General features: G+C 43.1%; 25 protein-coding genes. 1 reads left to right on the forward strand and 24 read right to left on the reverse strand.

Annotation, left to right across the window (positions count from 1 at the left end):
- Window positions 1–58: 58 nt before the first annotated feature.
- Window positions 59–463, reverse strand: a complete 405-nt coding sequence (locus RF53_RS12160) for a hypothetical protein (RefSeq protein ID WP_039037825.1) — start codon at window positions 461–463, stop codon at window positions 59–61.
- A 184-nt stretch (window positions 464–647) separates the two neighbouring features.
- Window positions 648–1460, reverse strand: a complete 813-nt coding sequence (locus RF53_RS12165; RefSeq protein WP_039037931.1) for an alpha/beta fold hydrolase — start codon at window positions 1458–1460, stop codon at window positions 648–650.
- Between the two features lie 364 nt (window positions 1461–1824).
- Between RF53_RS12165 and RF53_RS12170 the strand changes: the two genes are divergently transcribed.
- The gene (locus RF53_RS12170) at window positions 1825–2340 is read left to right on the forward strand and encodes a hypothetical protein (protein WP_039037826.1); all 516 of its coding nucleotides are present in this window, start codon (window positions 1825–1827) and stop codon (window positions 2338–2340) included.
- Here the strand turns inward: RF53_RS12170 and RF53_RS12175 are convergent.
- The 22 genes from RF53_RS12175 to RF53_RS12275 all read right to left on the reverse strand — a co-directional run bounded on the left by RF53_RS12175 (window position 2337) and on the right by RF53_RS12275 (window position 19486).
- Window positions 2337–3293, reverse strand: coding sequence for a hypothetical protein (locus RF53_RS12175; RefSeq protein ID WP_039037827.1), 957 nt, complete (start codon window positions 3291–3293; stop codon window positions 2337–2339). The genes RF53_RS12170 and RF53_RS12175 overlap by 4 nt on opposite strands.
- A complete protein-coding gene (locus RF53_RS12180; RefSeq protein ID WP_039037828.1) occupies window positions 3266–3970 on the reverse strand; it encodes a hypothetical protein in 705 nt (234 codons plus the stop codon). Before RF53_RS12180 ends, RF53_RS12175 begins: the two co-directional genes overlap by 28 nt.
- Window positions 3967–4452 (reverse strand): baseplate complex protein, encoded by a 486-nt coding sequence (locus RF53_RS12185; protein WP_008135615.1) that lies wholly within the window; start codon window positions 4450–4452, stop codon window positions 3967–3969. The genes RF53_RS12180 and RF53_RS12185 overlap by 4 nt, the downstream gene beginning before the upstream one ends.
- Window positions 4449–5078, reverse strand: a complete 630-nt coding sequence (locus RF53_RS12190; RefSeq protein WP_039037829.1) for a hypothetical protein — start codon at window positions 5076–5078, stop codon at window positions 4449–4451. The genes RF53_RS12185 and RF53_RS12190 overlap by 4 nt, the downstream gene beginning before the upstream one ends.
- Window positions 5071–5379 carry a hypothetical protein gene (locus tag RF53_RS12195; protein ID WP_052242895.1) on the reverse strand — a complete coding sequence of 103 codons (309 nt, stop codon included), beginning with the start codon at window positions 5377–5379 and terminating at the stop codon, window positions 5071–5073. Before RF53_RS12195 ends, RF53_RS12190 begins: the two co-directional genes overlap by 8 nt.
- Complete coding sequence (locus RF53_RS12200; RefSeq protein WP_039037830.1) at window positions 5372–6304, reverse strand: hypothetical protein; 933 nt, start codon at window positions 6302–6304, stop codon at window positions 5372–5374. Before RF53_RS12200 ends, RF53_RS12195 begins: the two co-directional genes overlap by 8 nt.
- Before the next feature lie 29 nt (window positions 6305–6333).
- Window positions 6334–6897, reverse strand: coding sequence for a phage tail-collar fiber domain-containing protein (locus RF53_RS12205; RefSeq protein ID WP_039037933.1), 564 nt, complete (start codon window positions 6895–6897; stop codon window positions 6334–6336).
- Entirely contained in the window at window positions 6894–7697 is an 804-nt protein-coding gene (locus RF53_RS12210; RefSeq protein WP_039037831.1) for a hypothetical protein, read from the reverse strand. The genes RF53_RS12205 and RF53_RS12210 overlap by 4 nt, the downstream gene beginning before the upstream one ends.
- Window positions 7690–8838: a baseplate J/gp47 family protein gene (locus RF53_RS12215; protein ID WP_039037832.1), complete on the reverse strand. Its 1149-nt coding sequence runs from the start codon at window positions 8836–8838 to the stop codon at window positions 7690–7692. Before RF53_RS12215 ends, RF53_RS12210 begins: the two co-directional genes overlap by 8 nt.
- Window positions 8828–9157 (reverse strand): DUF2590 family protein, encoded by a 330-nt coding sequence (locus RF53_RS12220; protein ID WP_033040797.1) that lies wholly within the window; start codon window positions 9155–9157, stop codon window positions 8828–8830. The genes RF53_RS12215 and RF53_RS12220 overlap by 11 nt, the downstream gene beginning before the upstream one ends.
- Window positions 9157–12405 (reverse strand): phage tail tape measure protein, encoded by a 3249-nt coding sequence (locus RF53_RS12225; protein WP_039037833.1) that lies wholly within the window; start codon window positions 12403–12405, stop codon window positions 9157–9159. The genes RF53_RS12220 and RF53_RS12225 overlap by 1 nt, the downstream gene beginning before the upstream one ends.
- A 3-nt stretch (window positions 12406–12408) precedes the next feature.
- A complete protein-coding gene (locus tag RF53_RS19725; RefSeq protein ID WP_374700022.1) occupies window positions 12409–12600 on the reverse strand; it encodes a DUF6890 family protein in 192 nt (63 codons plus the stop codon).
- Complete coding sequence (locus RF53_RS12230) at window positions 12576–12863, reverse strand: putative phage tail assembly chaperone (RefSeq protein WP_007378140.1); 288 nt, start codon at window positions 12861–12863, stop codon at window positions 12576–12578. The genes RF53_RS19725 and RF53_RS12230 overlap by 25 nt, the downstream gene beginning before the upstream one ends.
- A complete protein-coding gene (locus RF53_RS12235) occupies window positions 12853–13485 on the reverse strand; it encodes a hypothetical protein (protein ID WP_039037834.1) in 633 nt (210 codons plus the stop codon). The genes RF53_RS12230 and RF53_RS12235 overlap by 11 nt, the downstream gene beginning before the upstream one ends.
- On the reverse strand, window positions 13485–13934 hold the full coding sequence (locus RF53_RS12240; protein WP_007378142.1) for a phage protein: 450 nt from the start codon (window positions 13932–13934) through the stop codon (window positions 13485–13487). Before RF53_RS12240 ends, RF53_RS12235 begins: the two co-directional genes overlap by 1 nt.
- A gap of 10 nt (window positions 13935–13944) precedes the next feature.
- The gene (locus RF53_RS12245; protein ID WP_039037835.1) at window positions 13945–15045 is read right to left on the reverse strand and encodes a DUF2586 domain-containing protein; all 1101 of its coding nucleotides are present in this window, start codon (window positions 15043–15045) and stop codon (window positions 13945–13947) included.
- Between the two features lie 21 nt (window positions 15046–15066).
- Entirely contained in the window at window positions 15067–15699 is a 633-nt protein-coding gene (locus tag RF53_RS12250) for a phage virion morphogenesis protein (protein WP_039037836.1), read from the reverse strand.
- Complete coding sequence (locus tag RF53_RS12255) at window positions 15692–16165, reverse strand: phage tail protein (RefSeq protein WP_039037837.1); 474 nt, start codon at window positions 16163–16165, stop codon at window positions 15692–15694. The genes RF53_RS12250 and RF53_RS12255 overlap by 8 nt, the downstream gene beginning before the upstream one ends.
- A complete protein-coding gene (locus tag RF53_RS12260; RefSeq protein WP_007378146.1) occupies window positions 16162–16599 on the reverse strand; it encodes a head completion/stabilization protein in 438 nt (145 codons plus the stop codon). The genes RF53_RS12255 and RF53_RS12260 overlap by 4 nt, the downstream gene beginning before the upstream one ends.
- A gap of 111 nt (window positions 16600–16710) precedes the next feature.
- Window positions 16711–17439, reverse strand: coding sequence for a phage terminase small subunit (gene gpM, locus RF53_RS12265; RefSeq protein WP_039037838.1), 729 nt, complete (start codon window positions 17437–17439; stop codon window positions 16711–16713).
- Window positions 17440–17523: 84 nt separating this feature from the next.
- Window positions 17524–18561 carry a phage major capsid protein, P2 family gene (locus tag RF53_RS12270; protein WP_039037839.1) on the reverse strand — a complete coding sequence of 346 codons (1038 nt, stop codon included), beginning with the start codon at window positions 18559–18561 and terminating at the stop codon, window positions 17524–17526.
- Window positions 18562–18604: 43 nt separating this feature from the next.
- The gene (locus tag RF53_RS12275; RefSeq protein ID WP_039037840.1) at window positions 18605–19486 is read right to left on the reverse strand and encodes a GPO family capsid scaffolding protein; all 882 of its coding nucleotides are present in this window, start codon (window positions 19484–19486) and stop codon (window positions 18605–18607) included.
- Window positions 19487–19594 lie beyond the last annotated feature (108 nt).

Here is a 19594-nt window from a genome sequence, read left to right on the forward strand (position 1 = left end):
AAAGCCCCAGCAGGTTAAACCTAGCTGGGGCTTTTTTTAAAATATGCTTGCTAAAAGCTTATAAAGAAAGCTCTTCTTTAGCGCGATTTAAGTTGTGCGATACCATAGTGCTGTTAGACATTTGGTTAGCTTCGTACAAATCGGCTAAAGCAGCTGTTTCGTTATTCGATTTCAAACGCGCAACACCACGGTTGCTTAGTGCGTATGAAGTAAGCTGGCGTAATTTAAAACGTGGTGCATCAGCATCCTTTAAAAGCGCAATTGCTTTAGTACAAACTTCTTCAGCTTGTGCATAGTTTTTTGACTTAACATTAAGTGCGCAGCTGTTAAAAGATTGCTCAAGTGGCTGCGGCGCTGTTGCAGTTTCGATAACCATTAATTTGTAATCACTTTGATCAGCCATTGCAGCAGCTGAACAAGTAAGTAGTGAGCTAAGAGCGATAGTTTTGATAAAAGTTTTCATGGTCATAATCCTGTTTGGTTAAGTCGTGCTTGTTGCCGACAACTGAACTTTAGAGAATTCCCATCAAACCGACAAACGATAAAAACAAACCTAATAAGTGAAGAAATCTAACCTATAGACTTTAGTCTAATGCCGACCATTAATTTCGAAAATTGATATTTATCAAAACAACCAAAATTTAAACTTATTGAGTGCGTTCAAGTAACTTAACTATTTGGGTTACAACCATTTTTGGCTCATCATTTTGCGGATAGTGATAGCTTTTATTTGTTATTACTATTTCACCTTGAGGAAATGCATTAGCCCACTTTGAATGTAAGTCACCCCACATTTCACGCGCTTTGGCGGTAAAAAATAATACAGATGGCTTTTTATACTTTTTAACGGAGGCGATAACAGTCACGGGTATATCAGCAATTTGAGGGTAATCAGGTAGCGGGCGTTTTGCCCAAAAATCTAAATACTGATTCGACATTCCATTTTTCATATCATCGAGCTTTATTGCAGCAATTTCTTTTTCAGCGCGGGGCAAATCAATTGCGCGCATAATATCTACATCGTGCTCTGATGCAGGCTCAATTAACATTAACGCTTTAATCTGATCAGGGTATGTTGCAGCAAATACACGCGCAATATAAGCACCATAAGAATGGGCAACGTATACAACAGGCTCTTCTATTTTCAGTGTTTTGAGTAATAATACAACCTCAGCAGCGTATTCTTCTGAGCTATAGTTTTTCTTTATTTGTGCAGAGCCACCATTACCAATACGAGAATACCGTATAACTTTCGCGTGCTTGGTAAGTGATTCAAAAATCGGCTCCCAATCACTTAAACCAGCAGAGCCACCCGCTTCAAGTAAAATGGTATGTTTACCATCACCTGCTAATTCGTATTCAACGTCAAAACCATTTACTTGAACCTTAGCCGTACTGGCTATTACACCGTGTGGAATGAAAAGCGAATAAAAAATGATTGCGGTAAAGAGTATTCTCATCATATTTTTTACTTAAGTTAATTTAAAAAATACCATATGCGATATTAAATATGACTTCCAGCGGTAATAGTTAAAATTTCTAAAGTTTAAATTAAGGTACCTATAAACTCCCTCGCCCATATGCCATAATCTAAATAATTCATTATTTTAGTAACTTGGCGCATATTTAGGCGTTTTCAAGTTAACTACTCAGGGTTTACTATGGCATATCAAGAGCAAAATCAAGCAACAATCTATTGGCACGATTATGAGATAATGACATCAAGCATCTGATTTAAAATAAATAAAATAAACATTTAAAATATTTTATACACATATATATACACAACTCTTATTCTCCGCTCTAATATGAGATTGCACGATTATGGATCTAATTCTAAAGTTCGCCTTACCCTTAATTTCAACACTTATAGCGATAGTTGCGATCTACTTTACTTGGCAGCAATCAAAGTCAAATAAACGGCACAATGAGCTATCTGTAAGACCTGCAATATGCAGTAATCTTAACCTACATGTAGAAGCCTTTACATTTTCAATAACCAATAAAGGTTTAGGTCCAGCAAAAGTAGATGAATTTAAGTTTTTTTATGATGATGAACTCATCGAATACGAAGACTTCGAAAAAATAATTAATGAAAAATTTCAGACGTATTGTGCATACAAAAAACCACCAATTACCTCTACACAAAAACAAAATAGTTATATAGCTAAAGGCGAAACAATAATTATATTGGAATTACAGTTTGATGACAGAACAAGCCAACAAAGCAAAAACGAGATTGAGAGCGAAATAACATCCAAATTGACTCTAGAGTTTGGATACACATCACTCTATGATGAAACAGTTAAAGAAAAATTTAAATTCAGCACCAAAAATTAATTAGCCACAATTGGCTTTAATATACTTTTCAAATCACTTGCTGTTGATTTGTGGCCTGTAAATTCGCCTTGTGTAATTGGTGGCCCTGCTCCCTGATCTTTATGGCCGTGGGTTTCTAAACTTTGATTTATGTCTTTTACTAGGCTTATTAAATCAAGGAGAACTTGAGCCACGTTTACTGAGCTGTCACCCAACCAAACTGTTTTTCCTTCGACCTTTGCTAGTTCGGTGGCTTTAGCGTGGAGGGTTTTTAGTGTGGTTAAGTTCATGTTTTCGGTGGCTTCAATATCTACCTGCTTTTTACTGCCTAGCAATAACCCTTCAAGTGCAATTATTAAGGCTTTTTCGCCGACCACGGTTTTTAATGCGCCCATGACTTCGGTGATTTGATTTCCATCTATTTTTGTAATGTCGTGGCTGTCTATGCTGCAGGTGCGTTGGTGGTAGCTTTGTTCACTTTTGCGCGCTGTCACAGTGTTGCTGTCGCTAGTTTGGGTTATATCGCCGTCGGTTGTGGTGTGCCAGTTGCCGTCACGGCCTTGTATCTTGCTGCGGCTGTTTTGCTGTAGCGTAACATCGGTGCGTTTGTGCTCGGGCACTAAACTTTGCCATGGTAATAAGCTGGTGATGACGGGATGGCTGTTTAGGCCATCGATGTATTGTATTAAACACTGCATGCCTGGCATAGGTTCGTTCAAAAAACCATGATCGGATGCTTGCCCTGTGCCGAGTGTTACTTGCTCAAATACAGGCACGAGTAATGGCTCATTTGTGAGCGGATTTAATAGCTGCACGTCGGCCGCTTTTAGTGGTCTAAATGCGCTGCTGATTGCTGTGGCGCCACTTGGTAGGTCGTATATTTTTTCGATACGTGCAAGTTGCGGCAGGTGTTTACGCTCGTTTAACTCTGGAAAGTAGCGATGTATTAAGCGTTTAATGGCTTGTTTGACCATCGTATGTGCATCCTGTTATTGATTAAAGTTACTTCGGTAATATGACGCCCGTTTAGCTTTATGCCTGGTCTTAATTTTGGAATGGCGATCAACTCACCGGTAGTTGAGCTTTGGGCTGTTATTGTATGCTCTGGAAAATCGTTTATTGCTGCAAGCGGCCAGCGGGAGTCGTGCCAACTGCCTACAAATATTTTGCCATCGGGGCGTTGTTGAAATATAAAATCACTAATGCCCCATGCTTTGCCTATTTGCTTTAGCGCTTCAATACCTGTGCCGCTATGATAAAACGCGGGTATCGTTTTATTTAAATAACCGGCGTTTTCAGGTGTCACAAATTCAACACCGAGCTTTGCCAATTCATCAAGCACAGCTTTGATTGTTGCATGACGAACTGCAAGGGGGGCAGTAAAACTTAATGCGCCGAGTAATTCGCGACAAGTTAAATACCAACGACCATTTGCTTGGTGTTTTGATTCGATAACGCCGAGAAAATACGGGACCATATTATCTAGCGTGTAACCTAAATGCAGCTCGACTAATCCGCTTGGCACTTGCTCTGTCACTATTTCAAACTTTGCGCGACCAGTGCTGGCTATATCAAGTTGTACACTTTTAGTAACGACGCTCGTTACTGGTTTACCTCCAATGGTTAGCGTATCAGATAGGCGGGTACTCATGGCCCCTCCACCGCTGCAAATTTACTTTGTACATCGTTATTTGAAGTGACCGCTTGCGACTGTGCATTTTGGTTTGCTGTACCATCTAGCTGTTGTTGCTCACGCTCTGATACGGACTGTACTTCAATAAGTTTAAAGGTGATTTGCCATGCGCGCTTTTCTTCAAGTTCTACAGCCTTTACCTCGCCATCAAATTTGGCTTTACGTATTTTATAAGCCTCTGCCAATGCATTATTAATTGTGTAAATAATACGGGCGCCGTTTTCATCAAGTGCTTTCGCTTTGCTAATAAGCAATGCTAAAGCCCCCTCTTCATTAAGCGGTATTTTAGTGCTCACAGTTAACATGCCAGGCTTAACACCTTGATCGCTAATGAGCGCAAAACTCCCCATGCCTGACATATCGCCACCGGCTAATTTAATACCAGCATTGACCCGCGTTTCATACCCGGGGATATTCCAGCCATCTAACGATATGCTCATAACACCTCTTCAATATGATTAAGCTCGCTTGGTTCGCCAACAAACAAACACATTGCCCAGTAGTTATGCTCATTGCCTTTGCTAGCAACTGAGTCGGCTAGCTGCTTTGCTGTACCGGCTGTTATTAATTGCATACCGACCCCACTAATTTGGGCAGTAAATTGCGCCTGATTTAATCGCTCGTCGCGTGCTGTTTTTAGCTCAATGGTTTGAGTCAATGCATCGTCAATGGTGGTGATTAATTGCTTGCCACTGTCGTTTACAGTAGCAATTTCGTCCGCTATTTGTTGCTCACGTATTGGCGTTAAGTTTTGCAATGTGTTTATTTGCCATTCGAGACTTTGCCCGTCATAGGCTATGAGCTGAGTTTGCTCTAATGCGCTTTGACTTTGCCCGTATTGAGCACAGCTAATAAACTCAGGTATTGGGCAATATTCGTTTATCGTGCTGAGCTTGCTAGCCAGTGCGGCAGGGTCATTTGCGCTCACTGATAGCAGCAAACCACTAAAACTTATGGGTTTATCGGTTCGCGACGCGTCCTTGATCGCTAATGCGAGTAACTGCGCGCCCGCTTGCATTGAGCAAGGGGCGGCTGTTTGGTGATAACAAAGCGCAACGTTATGCATTTTCAGGCAATGGGTAACGGGCTTTAATTTCAGCTACTTTATCTTGCCACTTTTGATGTGACTCAGCTGTGCTATCAAATTTTGACTCCATAAATAAAGGGTCTGACTCTGCTTTGTATAATGTTTTTCGCACCGTCAAAATATCATTTCTTTTTACCTGTATCAGTGCTTCATTCACACTTGAAGCATCGACATAACTATGTGCGCCAAACCCTTTTACTGGGCCATCTATTAAGAGCTGATCTTCTTCATTAAATAAATCTTTTAAGTCAAATACGGTATGGCTATTACACTTAAACATTTAAACCTCCAAAACAGTTACTAATCATTGGTTTACGCTTATCATCTTCGTGATCTAAAACGAAAAGCTGAGGACTTGCGATATACGCTTCTAGCTCGCTTTCATTGTCTCCACTGGCAAAATTCATTTGTTTAACAACATTTGCTGACATGGGAGGCGAAAATATAACCTCGACTAATTTAAACGGATGCTCTGATTTACTCTGAGTGAAATCGACAGCCTCCCACTTTTTTTGGAATGATTCATTTCCATTGTAACCAGCATGATTCCCAAATATGAGAGATCCCTTTTTTACATAAACCCAGGCTCTTAACATTAATAAACCCGCAAAAATGCCATTACTTTCACTTGATATAATCTGTGCACCGTTAGTCAGGCGTGTAATTTCATTACCTTCTTCTCTTAAATCAACGGGTTTAACGTGCATTCGGAAAATGTGGCCAGTTTTAGTTAATCCCGACCAATCACCAGCAAAGAATCCACCTCTCGGTACTATAGTTTTCTCTTGAGAATCTTTAGCAAATAGTGGTGTTTCTTCTGATGCAAACCATGGATTATCTGTAAACTTCTCAGGCGTCTCACTTTCACTTTTAATAACACCTGCATGCCCGTAGCGAGTAGAGAACCCATAAGTTTTTGCACTAACAACCTCAAGACTAGTGTTAACTTTAGAAAAGAGTGGAGGCGAATGTGCAACTATTGTCTCCTTATTATCAATAGTCTCCACAGAGACATTCTGAAGCCAAGGATCTTGCAATAAATTCCCACCAACAATGCGCGTTTTCAGTAAGTCACTTTTAAAGTGTTCATAGTCATTTTTGGCATCATTTACGCTTTCATTAATCTGCTTTACTTTATTACTTACTTCTTCAGTCAACTTATTAGTTGCATCTAAAACCTGTGATATACCTGTATTTATATCCATAGTATTTTCTCTATTTATCTAGTGAATCGTTATAAAATATCTTTGTCAATCAATGCCAAATTAAGCTCTAAATAACGATGCATATTTGTAATTTGAACGGCTGCACTTTTGGCTATGACCTGATTTATTTTGTCAATTTGCGGGCTGTAATCGAACATCCACGATTGTGCGGGAATGGTGATCCGCGCTAATGCTGCAGCAGCTGCAAACTTCAATACAAACGAGCGGTTGTGTACATTGTTTACGCCCTGGCGCTTGCGCTGTAATGGCAAGTAATCAATGGCTAGCAATGTACCGTTTTGTGTTACTAATCCAATCCAGTTGTAGTCAAAGTCGCCGATATCTTGCTCAAGTATCACAGCCCAGGCGACGGTATTTGCATCCACATAACCTTTTGCATCAATATCGCGTCTGTGCACGACTTGTAAATTACTGGGCATTTTTTCGTTTGGGTTGCGCTCTGCGCTTTCGTTTAGATTAGGAATGTTTGCTAACACTAATTCTTTAACATCGAGCCCTGTGTTTTGCAGCGCGCGGGTTGTGATGTAACTTTTGCCGGCGTTAGTCATAATGCCGGTGATCGCTTGGGTCATAGTGGCTCCTTGGCGATACTTACACCGCCCTCTTTACTTAAAAATCCATAGTGATGATGTACGGCAATAACATGCTGTACATCGGTGGTGATTGCTTGGGGATGTGTATTACTTACAAGGTTGTCACACCCTAGAAATTGATACAGCTGCTCGAATGGCAATACGTGTTTTACATCGTGCGTAACTGCATATAGTGGCGCTTCGCAGCTTTCATTTTGCAAATCAGTAAAACCATAACTGAATTGTTGCTGCGCTTTATTTTGTGCCGCTAAATGCAGTGGGTGATCAATGTGACAGCTATCCCACTGTACGTGCGTTAATCCTAAGCTCAGCGACACATCCGCTTTATTATGCACAGTTAATTCGTAGCGTCGGCATGTGCGGCCGTAGAGCTGTATTAGCTCAGGGAGTAAATCTGTATTACCTGCAAGCGTTGAGTCAGACATATCAATGGCAATAATGTCCCAATCCCGCCCATCAATGCGCTCACGCACATTGAGTACTTCTAACCCTAAGCGGTCGAAAATACTTCTTACGGATGCCATTTCGCCAGCGTCAATAGTATTAACTAATGCATTCTGTACGCGTTTTCTGTATAGCTCTATGGGTTCATCATCTAGTCGGTTTGTTAAGCGCTCCCATGCCAGAAACCCTAATACAGGCTCTTCATTTTTTAACTCGTCTTTTTGGTTCACTGCCCACATAACATAGTCGCGCGATTGCTTCCAGTAACCTGTGGCCGCTTTTACAAGTTTTTCGGCGTAACCTTTATTGAGCCAGGTCGCGATTTCATTAGCCATTTGCAACCTCATTAACGGTTAATGATGTAAGTACCGGTAACCAGTTGGCGGCAGTTATGTCGTCAATATCAAACTTGATTGACTGCAGTTCACTAAATTGTTCATGGCACTGTGTTATTAATTGGCTAATGCTGAACACAGTTTGATGCGTTACGCGTGTGGGTGCATACGCTGCATTTTGACGAAATGCGGCTTTTATAAACGTGGTTAAGTCGTCTTGAATAGCGTGGCTGTTGTCATGTAACTTATAGGTTGCGGTGATATCAAACCCGTTGGTTGCCATAGCGTAAACCATAAAGTCATCCCCTAAACCATGGTGACCTGCGGTACGAATATGTTGGTTAATGGCACTCAATAGTGCTGTTGGTACAGGGCCAACATCTAAGTAAATATACGCATCAGCCGTGCCTGGTCCACGTGGTGCATTGGTTAGTATTTCAATGTTATCTATTGGTACAGCAAAGCTAGCAATAATTTGTTTGTAAACAGCATTGATATGCCAGCGGGAAGCAGTACCAAATACGTTACGAATGCGTAGGCGATAATGCTCAGTGTCTTCATCATCAGAGCCTGGCTTAATTAACCAATCATCATTGTTGGTTACGGTGATCCCTTCTTGTTGCTGTATAAAGTATCGGTAAGCCTCTGCGGGTAAGTTATAAGCTGCACCGGTTTCATAGGCTTCAGCCAATGCATACGCAGTGCGTTGCCCTTGTTGAAAATACACATCCTGTGAAAGTATAAGCTTATACACTTTATCGCCTAGCACATCGGTTACCACTGCGGTTCCTGCCACAATGGAACTTTCGCCCTCGTCGCTTTCGCGTGTAAACGTTAATAATCCCTGTGCTTTTACGCCCGCTTGAATAAACACATTACGTGCAGGGCCATGGCGTTCAATCAGTGCAACTCGGCTTGCTGTCATAATGAATAAGTCAGGCATTAGCTGCGTTGCTAGCCAATTAAACAGCTGCACGACTGGCTTTGTTAGCAACGCTTCAACGGTTCGCCAAAATGGGCCAAAGGGTGAATTGTTGGCAACTTGTATGTTTTGCTCTTTTAACTGTGCTTGCCACTGCGCTTGCGCTGTTTGCTCATCCATTGGCAAACCTGCATTTTGCATTAGGGTTTTAAAATCCACTTTGTAGGCTCCCGTATTGGCGCGTTTGCGCGGTGATACTTAATGTGCCGTCGTCATTTCGGTACACTTTTATAGTGCCAGGCTTAATCCGATTGTCTTGCTCGGTTAGTAATTCGAGCTCGGTTAAAATGGGCGCAATGCCGTTTTTATTGCGCAGGCCAATCAGCTTTATGAGTAAACCGCTTTCTAAAATTCGATGTTTTATATCTTGCGCCACTACATTAGACTTACTTAATGTGCTGGGTGTTAGCGAGTCATTAAGTACAAAATCATTATCCTCAACGGCTAAATCTATGTGCAGTGCAATATCAAAGTTCATCAGCTTGCTAGCTCCATCATTTGTTCAAAGCTTTGCGCTAAGTCGTCAGATTTAATCGTTAAGTTGTCTATGTGCACACGCTTGCTGTTATCGCTCTCGCTTGAACTGCTCTGGCTGGTGCTGCTCGTTAGGCTTTGTAAAAACGCTGATTTTTGTACTTTGGCTTTATAGCTATTCGTGTGTTGTTGCTCAGTATTTAATTGCTCAACGCTGTACGCGTTCGCTGTGTTAGTAATTGCCTGATCTGTTTTGACCATTGGCAATCGTTGTAATGGCGCTGCACTTTGATTAAAGCGGGCGAGTTGTTCATATTTTTGACTATAAACAGGTGAATTGGCCGCGTTAGTAAAATGATTAGCTGTGCGTGTATTGCCATTTTCTATCGCTGATTGTGTTACGAACTGTGTTGATTGTGCATTGTGGCCAACATCGTTATGTGTAGCTGGGCTGCTTTGTAATACTGAGTTAGTAGCGCTGTTATTGATGTTGCCCGTTGTTGAATAAGCAGCATCGTTTGCAGCCATGGTTACTGCGCTGGTTTGTGCTTTCTCTACAACCAACGGCTGCAAAGGCGAAACAGTTTGGTTAACGCTTGATAGTGGCGCTTGTGAACTGCTAAAGACTGGCAAATTAGCCGCGTTAGTAAAATTGTTAGCTGTGCTGGCAACGTTATTTTGTAGCGCTGATTGTGGGGCGAATTGTGTTGATTGTGCACTTTGGCCAACATAGTTAAATTTGTCTGTAGTCGACACAGTTTTGTTAATTGAATCGTTCGCTGAAGCATAGTTATTGTTAGCTGGGTTTGTTGGCGCTAGTGTGTAGTTCATTTTATTGACGGCGCTGTTATTTAACGCGCTGTTTTGTAATGTTGGGTTAATTTCACTATTCATTGCTGTGCTTGTTGAATACACAGCGTCGTTTGCGGCTGTGGTTACTGCGTTGGTGTGCACATTTGCTGTAGCTGAACTTGCTGCGTTGTTATTTAGCACATCGTTTTTTGTAATCTCGCTGTTTATTTTATTTACTGCATTATTACCCTGCAATTGTGCTACTGAATTTATAGCCGCAGTTTTATTTACTGAGTAAACAGCATCATCTGCTGCAGCATAGTTGGTGCTAGCTGTATTGCCTGGTACTTGCGTGGCCTTGCTGATCACGGCTTGCCCGTAGTCGCGGCTATATGCTTGATCGGCGCTTTGCATAACCATTGTTTTTTGTTGCGCGACTTTTGGCTCTAGCGCCGTTTGGTCAACCTTAGCTTTAACAGCTACGGTTTCTTCATCACTAAAGAACGAGACGACCATGTTTAAAATACCGTTGTCGGCTATGTTCTTCAAAAAGCCTGTGATACGATCAAAAATACCGCCAATAAAATTACCAATGCCGCTAAAGAAGTTGGTAACAAAGCTGAACTTTTCACCTAAGAAATTTACAAACTGGCTGATTAACTCACCCGCTCCGCTCCAGATTGATGAGAAAAATCCGCCTATCCCTTGTGCTATGCCACCAAAGAACCCCGCGATTGCACCACCAATCCCCGACACCACATCCCACAAGAATGAGAACACCGCACCAATGGCAGAGAATGCAGGAGCTAAAGCGTTATAGATTCCAGTAGCAATCGTTTTAATTAACCACCACATAAGTTGTAACGGTAACGTAAGTAAGTCGAATGCAACTCGCAGTCCTTGGAAAATCAACGAGCTATCAGCCCATTCAGAAAACGCTGCGGTTATGTCATCAAAGTAATAGATTAATGCAGCCACGGCAGCAATAAGAGCAAGCACGCCTGCGACAATCCATGTGATAGGGTTTGCCCACAATGCAGCATTAAACAACCAAGTAGCCGCTTGGCCTGCGAGCATAACGGCTTTAAATGTGCCCATGGCAATAGCGGCGGCGCCCATGCTGGCAATGAGTGCTACGAACCCCGAAACACGAAGGGCCCAAAGCGATGCAAGCCAAAGCTTGTTTACAATAATTTGTGCGTTAGCAAGCGTGATGCCTATTTTTGTAGCGAAGTTATATAGCCCCATTGCAAATGTGGCTATGCCAAAGGCGGTGATAAGTGCGACTACGCCAACTATAACGGTTGCTATTGCGCTTGATAAAAACGGGAATCGTTCAGTCAGTGACACAATGCCCGCAAAGCCGGCGGCGAGTATTTCAACGAACGGCTCAACCACAGGCAATAAGCGGTTACCCATTGCGGTGGCCGCTGCATTAAATGAACCGCCTAAACGATCCCATGGGCTGGCAATGATGTTTGCCATTTCCAAGGCTTTGGAGTTATCTTGCACGTTTTCAAAAACACTGATGCCGTCTTTTAATTTATCTACTTTCGTGCTGAGTACATCAACGGCTTTTGCACCTTGTTTACCAAATATTTGGGTCAGCACATCGCCACGCGCTACAGAGCCCAGTGACGACAAGCGGTTATTAATACGCCCTAGCACCACATCAATCGCGAGCATGTCGCCGTTATCAGCGGTTAATTTTATGCCTAATGCATCTTGCGCTTTACCAATCCCTTGTAATAATGAAGCCGCTTGCGTACCAGCCACAGAGCCTGATTTAGCAACCAGTTGTAGCTCCCCGACTAACGCAAATTGTTGAGCCGAGCTTAAGCCAATGTTTGTTGCGGTTGCCCCAAGGTTTGAAAACGCGGCTTGCATTTCTGCACCGGTGGTTTTGTAAAGCTGTACGGCGGTGGCGGTTTGCCCTGCGATTTGGTTTACCCAATTCGCTTTGCCCATTTTATTGGCGGTCTTTTCGAAGATGCCATACATGGTGCCCATATAACTGGTGATGGTGGCTGCGTCGGCTTTGGTTGCTACCGCTAGTATGTTTGACGTTTTGGTAAATTCAGATAGCTCAAACCCATTTAAGCCGGCAATAGCTGATTGAATATCGTAAGCACTGCGGACGAACTCGGCCGAGTTACCCCCAAATTGAAAACCAAACTTATAGGCTGTTTTAGTCAGTTGTTGCAAGGCGTCGTCGGTAACGCCCAGTGATTGCACCTCGCCCAAAGCAGCAACGTGGTCAATTGCAGGCGCGAGCGATTTAGCAAGGGCATAACCGCCACCCACGGCCGTGGTTGCTCCGCGCATCATTTGATCTTGTGCGGCGGCAGTTTGCTGACTCAGCTGATTTATTTTAGCCATCACTTTATTAACCGGACCCGTCACCTTATCGATGATCCCGATTGAATAAGTAAGCTTGTCTAATTTGCTGAGTGTTGCCATTAATTACTCGCCGCCTAATGCTGTGCAAATACCGTTATTTACGGCTGTTACAAAGTTTTCTTGCTGTGATGTTTCAAGGTAAAGCGCCTGCGCCAAGCTCTCGTCAGTTACTGGTTGGTTGCCAAAATACTTAGCGTGGTATGCCAGTAACTGATCGAGCCTGCTTTTACCTATTTGCTTGGCTCGGCTTTCGATTTTTTTACCGTAAAATTAAACTCAGGTTGGTATTCTTCAACAATTGCACCCACTAAAAATAACGCTGCACCCGGTTGCTGTACCAGCTCTTTAAGCTTTTTAGCGTCGGCTTCAACCACTGTGTTTAATAAAAAATTAGTTGCTGGCTGCACCTTGTTATTTGGCTGAGTCGAGTTAATGTATTTGTTGTAGTCGGCGCCATTTACATTAAATGTGATTTCGCCAACGGGGGTTTCTAATGTGATTTTTTTCTCAAACGCCATGATCAATACTCTCTTTAATATCTGCTTGTTCTAGCAGTGTGTAGGTAAAATAAGGGCCGTACTTGGCTGCTGATTGCTCGCACAAAGCAATAAATTCATCAAAGTCATTAGGACTTGCAAACACCTGACAACCGGCAGACCATTTATCAACTTGGGTTGATATGGTTTTGCTGTTTGCACGGTGGCAATTAATACCAAAGTAACCTTGTTGTAGCTCTGCTTGGGGTGTGACGTCCGTGTCTAACTCGGTGTCTTTGTTGTTGTCACGTAGAACAACAACCGGTTTATGCTGTACAAGGGCGCGATACTTGCCCTGGTGATAACCCAACGTCCATAAGCTTTTATGCTGCCCTGCAACTAGCACCGCTGTGCCGTCTATGTTCATTGGGTTTTTACGCCAGTAAATACCGGCATCTGTTGTGGCTTTATACTGCTTTAACTGCCATTCGCCGTTTTGCTGATACAACACACAAATTGCATCGTTAAACGTGTTGGCGCGGGTGTTTGTATGGCGAATACCTATAATGTTTAGGTTTAATTCACCCTCAAATACTTTATGCCCACATGCTTGCAGGGTGCTTAGTAATGTTGTGGCAGTTAGTGTGCGAATGGCTTTAGTCATTACAAATCTCTCACTTCATCGTCAGTTAGGTATGGCACACCGTTAATTTTGACAAAATCAGGGCTAGTAATTGGACACTTGATTGATGTGGTGTCTTCTTCGCCACCATCGGCTTTAATGTTTAAAATTTCGTCCAGCTGCGGCAGGCAACCAAACGCTTCAACGTTCTTTTTACCTGCAGCTACTTCTGCATTAAACGCAATATCAAACGGTTCAATACCTTTCCAACTGCCTGCTTTTTCAGCTTGCGCTTGCACGATTAACCAATTTTCATGATCAAGCTTTAGTGTTACTTCGCCTTCAACATCGCCATCAATAAAGCCCTTTGGAATACCGCGCACTTTTTTAACGGTGCGCCCATCCGTAATTTTGCAAGTCGCTTCCATAACATGAACCATCGAATCACCAATGAAGATATCGAAGTCTTTACCGCCTAGTACTTTTTGCATGTTTGCGCTCCTACTCTGCGTTATCTAACATGATCCCAACAATGATGGTGTTGGGTGAATCGATTGGTTTAACTTTAAGTACGACTTGTAAGGTGGTCGCATTCATAAACGTTAGGTTGATACTGTCGTCTTTTGGTGCGCGAATTAAACCAGGGAACTTATCGGCACCAATATTGATAGAGCGTGCCATGTCGCGCAGCGGTTTACCCATAATGCGTTTACCAAATTCAATCCCGGTGCTGCTGTTGTTTAAGCGACGATTTTTAACGTTTTGAATTCCAATAATGCGTACAGCACGTGCAGCCATATCAACAATGCGGCCAATTTCAATTTTTTGAAAATCACCGCCTTCAGCGTCGAGCATGTTTACATCGCCAAAATACGTACCATCAAAATCAGCATAAAACTGTGTACAACTAAAACGCAGCGCATCAAGTGCCGCCGTGGTTGAGTTGGTTAAGGGGTTGCCGGCGGCATCTTCTGGGTGTGGCATCAATGACATTGCACCCGTAAGCACACGCATTGGGCTATCAGCAATAGTGACTGCGCTTTTACATAAACGCCCTGTTACTGCGCCTAGTTCGTCACCGAATAAAAGCGGAATAACAGCCACACGATCGCCTACTACGCCATCGGTTAACGGTTGTAATGAAGTCACTAAATCAGGCCAACTTTGCTCAGCCGTTAAGCCAGGTGCTGCAAGTAAAAAGCGAACACGACGAGCAAGGCTCGATAAAATTTCAAGCGCTTTGGCTTGGTAGCTTTCAATGTCGGCTTTGCCTGTAACTGGCGTACAAATAATAATAATTTCAGGGCTAACATCCTGATCCATTGCTTTATCAATAAGGGCCATTACGTTATCGCCTGCGCCATGCGGGATGGCATAACCACTCACTAAGTCATCACCGTTGCGTTGCCATGCTTTTACTTGTGTTTTTAGTGGGGAGTCGGCGGCGCCAAACTCAACATCAAAATCACTTTGTGCATTAATAGATAAAATTTTGCCGTTGTTCTCACTCGCTTGACCGATAAACAACACACTGCGTTCAATCTGTTTCGTAGCGCCACTGCCTGTTTGTATGGCGGCAACGGTTACTTTACCTTGTGCCATGATCGTTCCTTTTGCTTTGCGCTACGCAACGTGCATAGCCTGGTTTAAAATAAAATTCATTTGCTGCTTTTCTTCGCCCTGCGTTTGCCCTAAAAATGAGCGGGGCGGCAAGTCAATTTGCCATGTACTCTTACTTGAGCTGCCCTTTAAATCGCGAAGTAAAAACCCTGCTTGGTTAATGCTTAAATTCTCTGTTATCCATTTAATGCTTGGGCGTTTACTGCCCTTGCCTTTACGACGCGGTATTTTGTAACCCTCGGCTATTAATGCCCTGGCTAAATTTCGCGTGGCTGGCCCTTCTTTATTTTGAGCCGCTTTACCTTTTGGCTTGCCTGCATCTAGGCTTATTCCCTCTTGGTGGGCGCGGGCTATTTTTCCGCTGTTGCCCCCTGAAAAATAAACACTGGCGTCGTTTGCACTGTGGCGAACCTTCATAAACTTTTTAAGCTTAGTGAGCATTTTCTTTTTTTTACCACTTGCTCTGCCTTGCCATGTTTTGCCTGCTAAATCCGTTTGCTTGGTGATCCGCTCTTTACTACTTTTATTCGTTGTTCGAATAACACGACGTAATATATTGCGCCGTTTATTAGGCTTAAGTTGTAAAAACGCTAATTGGTCTTTGCTGCGCCCTTCGTCAAATTTAACGTTAAGCACGGCTTACAGTGCCTTGCAGTAAAAATGATTCAGCAACCCATAGGCTTTGCTCGCCAAAGTCGTAACGGTTACCGTTTAATTCAAAGGGGCCGCTGTCTGTTTGTATTAGTTCTATGTCTTCACACAGCTGGTTAATAGTCAGCTCTACTTCATTGCTGTTGTCGTCGTTTACATCGGCGCTAAATTCAATGTCGGTGCTGTCATAACGCCCGCCATTGTTTTGCAACCAAAACGATGCAAAGGCACAAATTAACGCAGCCGGCGCAAAGCATGGATTAATGCTGATCACACCTGAGTAATAAAACCGCGCTGCCAATAACCCGTTACCATTCATTGTTTTACTACTTGGCTCTATGCGCCCGCCTTCTATCCAGCTATCAAACTGGGTATTAAGCGCCAGCTTATGGCCTTGGTATTCAACGCTGGCTAAATGCTGTTTAAGCTGCTCGATTTTGCTTTGGCTCATAACAGCTCTACCGATAAGTTAGGGCTTAGTGCTTGCAGTAAGCGCATGGCGTTTATGCTTTCGCGTTGCCAGTGTTCAAAGTTATCAATGGCTGATTGCGACTGTGCTGTTGCGTTTTCACGGTGTGTACTGCCAAGCTTGGATACCAATAAATTAGCTTTGGCTTTGCTATACACTGCATCGTTATAAAAAATTATTTGTTGTGCGTTTAATGGTGTGCCGTTAGTAAGCACAGCGCTTACTAGTTCTTGGTTTACCTCGGTCTGTGCGCGCTTTAGCTTTTCAACAAGCAGCTCACTTTTGCTGGCGTATTCTTGGGCAACGGCGTAGTGCTCTATAAAATAAGCCGTGCTTAATGTCGGGTAATAGCCATTGCCTGGCACATCAACATTAATGCTTTGTAAATCTGCTTGTGGCATACCGCTTAAATTCATATTGCACCTGTAAAAACACACACATTAAATTGGGTGCGGGCGCCACTTAGTCACACTGGCGACATAATTAATACTCGCACTGTGCTAAGTTGCCCGCTGGCGTTGGAGCTGTTACTCGTTAACCTTTGCTTTTAATTGCTTTGTTAACTTATCGACTAAACCTTTAACTCCTGCTTTGTCGTTAATGGCTTGGGCGTGCTCTGCAAATAACAGAGCATTGCCGTAGTTGTGCTGGGCTGCATCAACCTTGGCAGCAATGGCGTACAATTTACCGCCCACCACTTCAAGGCCGTTCCAGTCTTGGTTTTTTACGGTATTGATTAAGCCACGCAGTACATAGCTAATATCAAATAAGCCTTGCTGCTTTGATTCTGTTAGATAGTAATTAGCGTCATCGTAGAGTTGGTCGATAACGAATGCAGGCCAATGTTTGGTATTAAATACCGTTGGCAGTGGTTGTTTTTGCTCAACCATAAACGGCAGGAGTTCTAGCGCTGCATCCCAGCGTTTTAAGTCAACCAACCAAATAAACACCCATGCTAAAACCGTGTTCGGGTGGCACTGGCCGCTTAGTCGATATTGATTGATATACCCTAAATAGTCTTGGCGTTCTAACGCTTCAGACTTGTAAGTTGCTTTATCTGCTATATCAGTAAATGTTTTTAATTGAGCTAAGTCAGATTCGATGGCTGCTGCATAAAGCTGGTACTCGGTTTGCTTAGTGATAGTGGTTGGCGCATGGGTACTCGTGGCTGTTGCCGCGACCGTTGGCGCTTTTTTGTCAGTACTTGCTGGTACGCTGCCTGCTGCTTTGGCTAATGATTTTTTGACTAAGCTCATTTAAAAACACTCTTTAATGTGGTTAAAAAGACCGGCTCGAAAATTGGATTAAACAAGCCGGCCCAATGGGAATTTACCGAATATTTAAACCCAGGCGCTACCGTCTGAATTTGGTAACTTGATACTGGTTGATTCGAAATACATGACTTTTTCAAGGTCTTCTACGTAGTAGCAATCGTTTCGTGATAGGTAGTCTTCAACGCGTTTTTTCTTAGCGTTGTTTTCTACACTGGTACGCGTTGATCCTGTTTGTACGTAGTGACTTAAGTTGTCAAAGCTGGTGACTAAAATGCCACGAGCGGGGAAAAACGGAATTTTATATGTCATTAAACCGCCATAGGTATCAATCACCTGTTGCAGCTCAATCTTGGTTTTTTCACTTGGGGTATGTGCTTGCTTGGCGTACAGCTTGTTTTTGTCTTGCGCTAAAAGCTCGTCGCCAATAATAGCCACCATGTTTGCACGTTTGTGCTCTGGAATACCTTGCAATGCATCGTGCACCGCTTGGTCTAAGTTTTCGTAATCGCCGCCAGCACCAATACGAATTTCGCCAGCGGTTGCGCCTTCACTAATTGCGCGCTCGGGTGCATCGCGGCGAATTAGTTGTAGCCAGCCAATGTTTACATCGTTCATCATTGGATAGGCTGTAATATCTGTGGTATCAGCTACGCGCGTACCATTCCAACCAATTTTAATAATGTCGAGCGCAATAGCCTGGCGTACGTGATTGCGATAACGATTATGAAAATCAGGGAACTTAGACCACTGATCCATTTTTATCCATGTGATATGAATGTCGCATTCAACGGGGTAACAACGGTATTCACGTTTAGCGAGCTTCGATACGTCGCGAGTTTGTCGCTCTTTGGTGTCGTCGGTTTCAACGCCTGCACGACCTGTAACGCCACCGTCTACACTCATGATCACCGATTGACCAACTAAGTCGTCTACCGGTACGGTGTTGATCATCTGTAAAAATTCAGCCGATTCATAAACAGCATCATATAAATGCTGCTCAGTTGTAGGCTCAACGTTGAACTGTTCATTCATTGACGTAACACCGTAATTAACGGCCATGCCTGCCATAATGGCGACAAATAATTCTCTAGTTCTGGTTTTCATATTCTTTCCTGCGTTTAGCTAAGTTAAGTTAGGGTGAGTGTAATTAGTACAAATTACTGTATTTACCCTCATCGCCTTCGGGTTCTTCGTCGGCGTCAGTGGTATCACCCGCAGGTGTTTTCAACGCTTTGGTAAACTTGTCGTTTAGTTCGTCCAATGCTGTTTTTGTTTTTAATAGCTCTTCTTTTACTTGAGCTAATTCAGTGTTTTCATCATCAGCTGGCGGCGTTTCTTCACCTTCCACTTTTGTGGTTGAAAACGAATCAAGCTTTGTGGCAAGCCCATCTAGTTTTTTAGCAAACTCACTAAGCGGTGTGCCCAGCGCATCTTTTAATGCAGTGGCTAATTGTGTTTCGTTCATGTCGGGTTCTTCCCTTGCGAATAGTCGTTTAAAAAATGGTTTTTTAGGTGCGGCGTCGATAGGCTCACATGATCCTAAATCAACTTTTAATAAAGAGACGTCCGTGTCATCTGGCTTACTCTTACTACTGAAATGGATACGGTCGGTATAGCAACTGGCTGGGTAGTCCGTCACTGCTAAACCGGTTAGGTAGGTTTTGCCTGTGCCCATAAAATCGCGGCTAATTTCGATACTAAAATAAACAGCTTGATCTGCTTTGTTCAGCTCTACAAACCCTTGATTGGGCGCAAGCACTGCGTATAAGCACACAACGCCCTCTTCGTTTTCATAGGCTGCAACGCTTTCTACATCGCCCAACATGCCGGGAATATCTACGTTATGCAGATTTTTAGCGGCCCAACCTGACCAATTAAACTCGTGATCAACATTAATACGTGCACCGTATTTACGCGGGTTGTATGTTTCTACTATGTCGGCTACGTCTTGCTCTGATATTTCGCGGCCGTCAACGGTCATACCTACAGCGGCAATCGATAACGGTTTAGTACGTAGTTGACCTGGCATAAACAACCCTTTTTAAATATGTGCAAATTAAGCGTATTGCTTTAAAGTGATTGCAGTTTGCACCCTCTTTTTATTCCTTTCCAACGGTTTAACTTTTTGAAATTCCTA

The organism is Pseudoalteromonas sp. ECSMB14103 (assembly GCF_000813065.1).
Classification (GTDB): domain Bacteria; phylum Pseudomonadota; class Gammaproteobacteria; order Enterobacterales; family Alteromonadaceae; genus Pseudoalteromonas; species Pseudoalteromonas marina.

Bases quoted from the DNA above. Each gene is read 5' to 3' on its own strand.
- RF53_RS12205 (WP_039037933.1), bottom strand. From the start codon at position 6,897: ATGACCCAAGCGATCACCGGCATTATGACTAACGCCGGCAAAAGTTAC.
- RF53_RS12270 (WP_039037839.1), bottom strand. From the start codon at position 18,561: ATGAAAACCAGAACTAGAGAATTATTTGTCGCCATTATGGCAGGCATG.
- RF53_RS12195 (WP_052242895.1), bottom strand. From the start codon at position 5,379: ATGTTTAAGTGTAATAGCCATACCGTATTTGACTTAAAAGATTTATTT.
- RF53_RS12225 (WP_039037833.1), bottom strand. From the start codon at position 12,405: ATGGCAACACTCAGCAAATTAGACAAGCTTACTTATTCAATCGGGATC.
- RF53_RS12220 (WP_033040797.1), bottom strand. From the start codon at position 9,157: ATGAACTTTGATATTGCACTGCACATAGATTTAGCCGTTGAGGATAAT.
- RF53_RS12180 (WP_039037828.1), bottom strand. From the start codon at position 3,970: ATGAGTACCCGCCTATCTGATACGCTAACCATTGGAGGTAAACCAGTA.
- RF53_RS12200 (WP_039037830.1), bottom strand. From the start codon at position 6,304: ATGGATATAAATACAGGTATATCACAGGTTTTAGATGCAACTAATAAG.
- RF53_RS12235 (WP_039037834.1), bottom strand. From the start codon at position 13,485: ATGACTAAAGCCATTCGCACACTAACTGCCACAACATTACTAAGCACC.
- RF53_RS12255 (WP_039037837.1), bottom strand. From the start codon at position 16,165: ATGAGCCAAAGCAAAATCGAGCAGCTTAAACAGCATTTAGCCAGCGTT.
- RF53_RS12240 (WP_007378142.1), bottom strand. From the start codon at position 13,934: ATGCAAAAAGTACTAGGCGGTAAAGACTTCGATATCTTCATTGGTGAT.
- RF53_RS12175 (WP_039037827.1), bottom strand. From the start codon at position 3,293: ATGGTCAAACAAGCCATTAAACGCTTAATACATCGCTACTTTCCAGAG.
- RF53_RS12230 (WP_007378140.1), bottom strand. From the start codon at position 12,863: ATGGCGTTTGAGAAAAAAATCACATTAGAAACCCCCGTTGGCGAAATC.
- RF53_RS12170 (WP_039037826.1), top strand. From the start codon at position 1,825: ATGGATCTAATTCTAAAGTTCGCCTTACCCTTAATTTCAACACTTATA.
- RF53_RS12160 (WP_039037825.1), bottom strand. From the start codon at position 463: ATGAAAACTTTTATCAAAACTATCGCTCTTAGCTCACTACTTACTTGT.
- RF53_RS12260 (WP_007378146.1), bottom strand. From the start codon at position 16,599: ATGAATTTAAGCGGTATGCCACAAGCAGATTTACAAAGCATTAATGTT.
- RF53_RS12165 (WP_039037931.1), bottom strand. From the start codon at position 1,460: ATGAGAATACTCTTTACCGCAATCATTTTTTATTCGCTTTTCATTCCA.
- RF53_RS12185 (WP_008135615.1), bottom strand. From the start codon at position 4,452: ATGAGCATATCGTTAGATGGCTGGAATATCCCCGGGTATGAAACGCGG.
- RF53_RS12190 (WP_039037829.1), bottom strand. From the start codon at position 5,078: ATGCATAACGTTGCGCTTTGTTATCACCAAACAGCCGCCCCTTGCTCA.
- RF53_RS12210 (WP_039037831.1), bottom strand. From the start codon at position 7,697: ATGGCTAATGAAATCGCGACCTGGCTCAATAAAGGTTACGCCGAAAAA.
- RF53_RS12245 (WP_039037835.1), bottom strand. From the start codon at position 15,045: ATGGCACAAGGTAAAGTAACCGTTGCCGCCATACAAACAGGCAGTGGC.
- gpM (WP_039037838.1), bottom strand. From the start codon at position 17,439: ATGAGCTTAGTCAAAAAATCATTAGCCAAAGCAGCAGGCAGCGTACCA.
- RF53_RS12275 (WP_039037840.1), bottom strand. From the start codon at position 19,486: ATGCCAGGTCAACTACGTACTAAACCGTTATCGATTGCCGCTGTAGGT.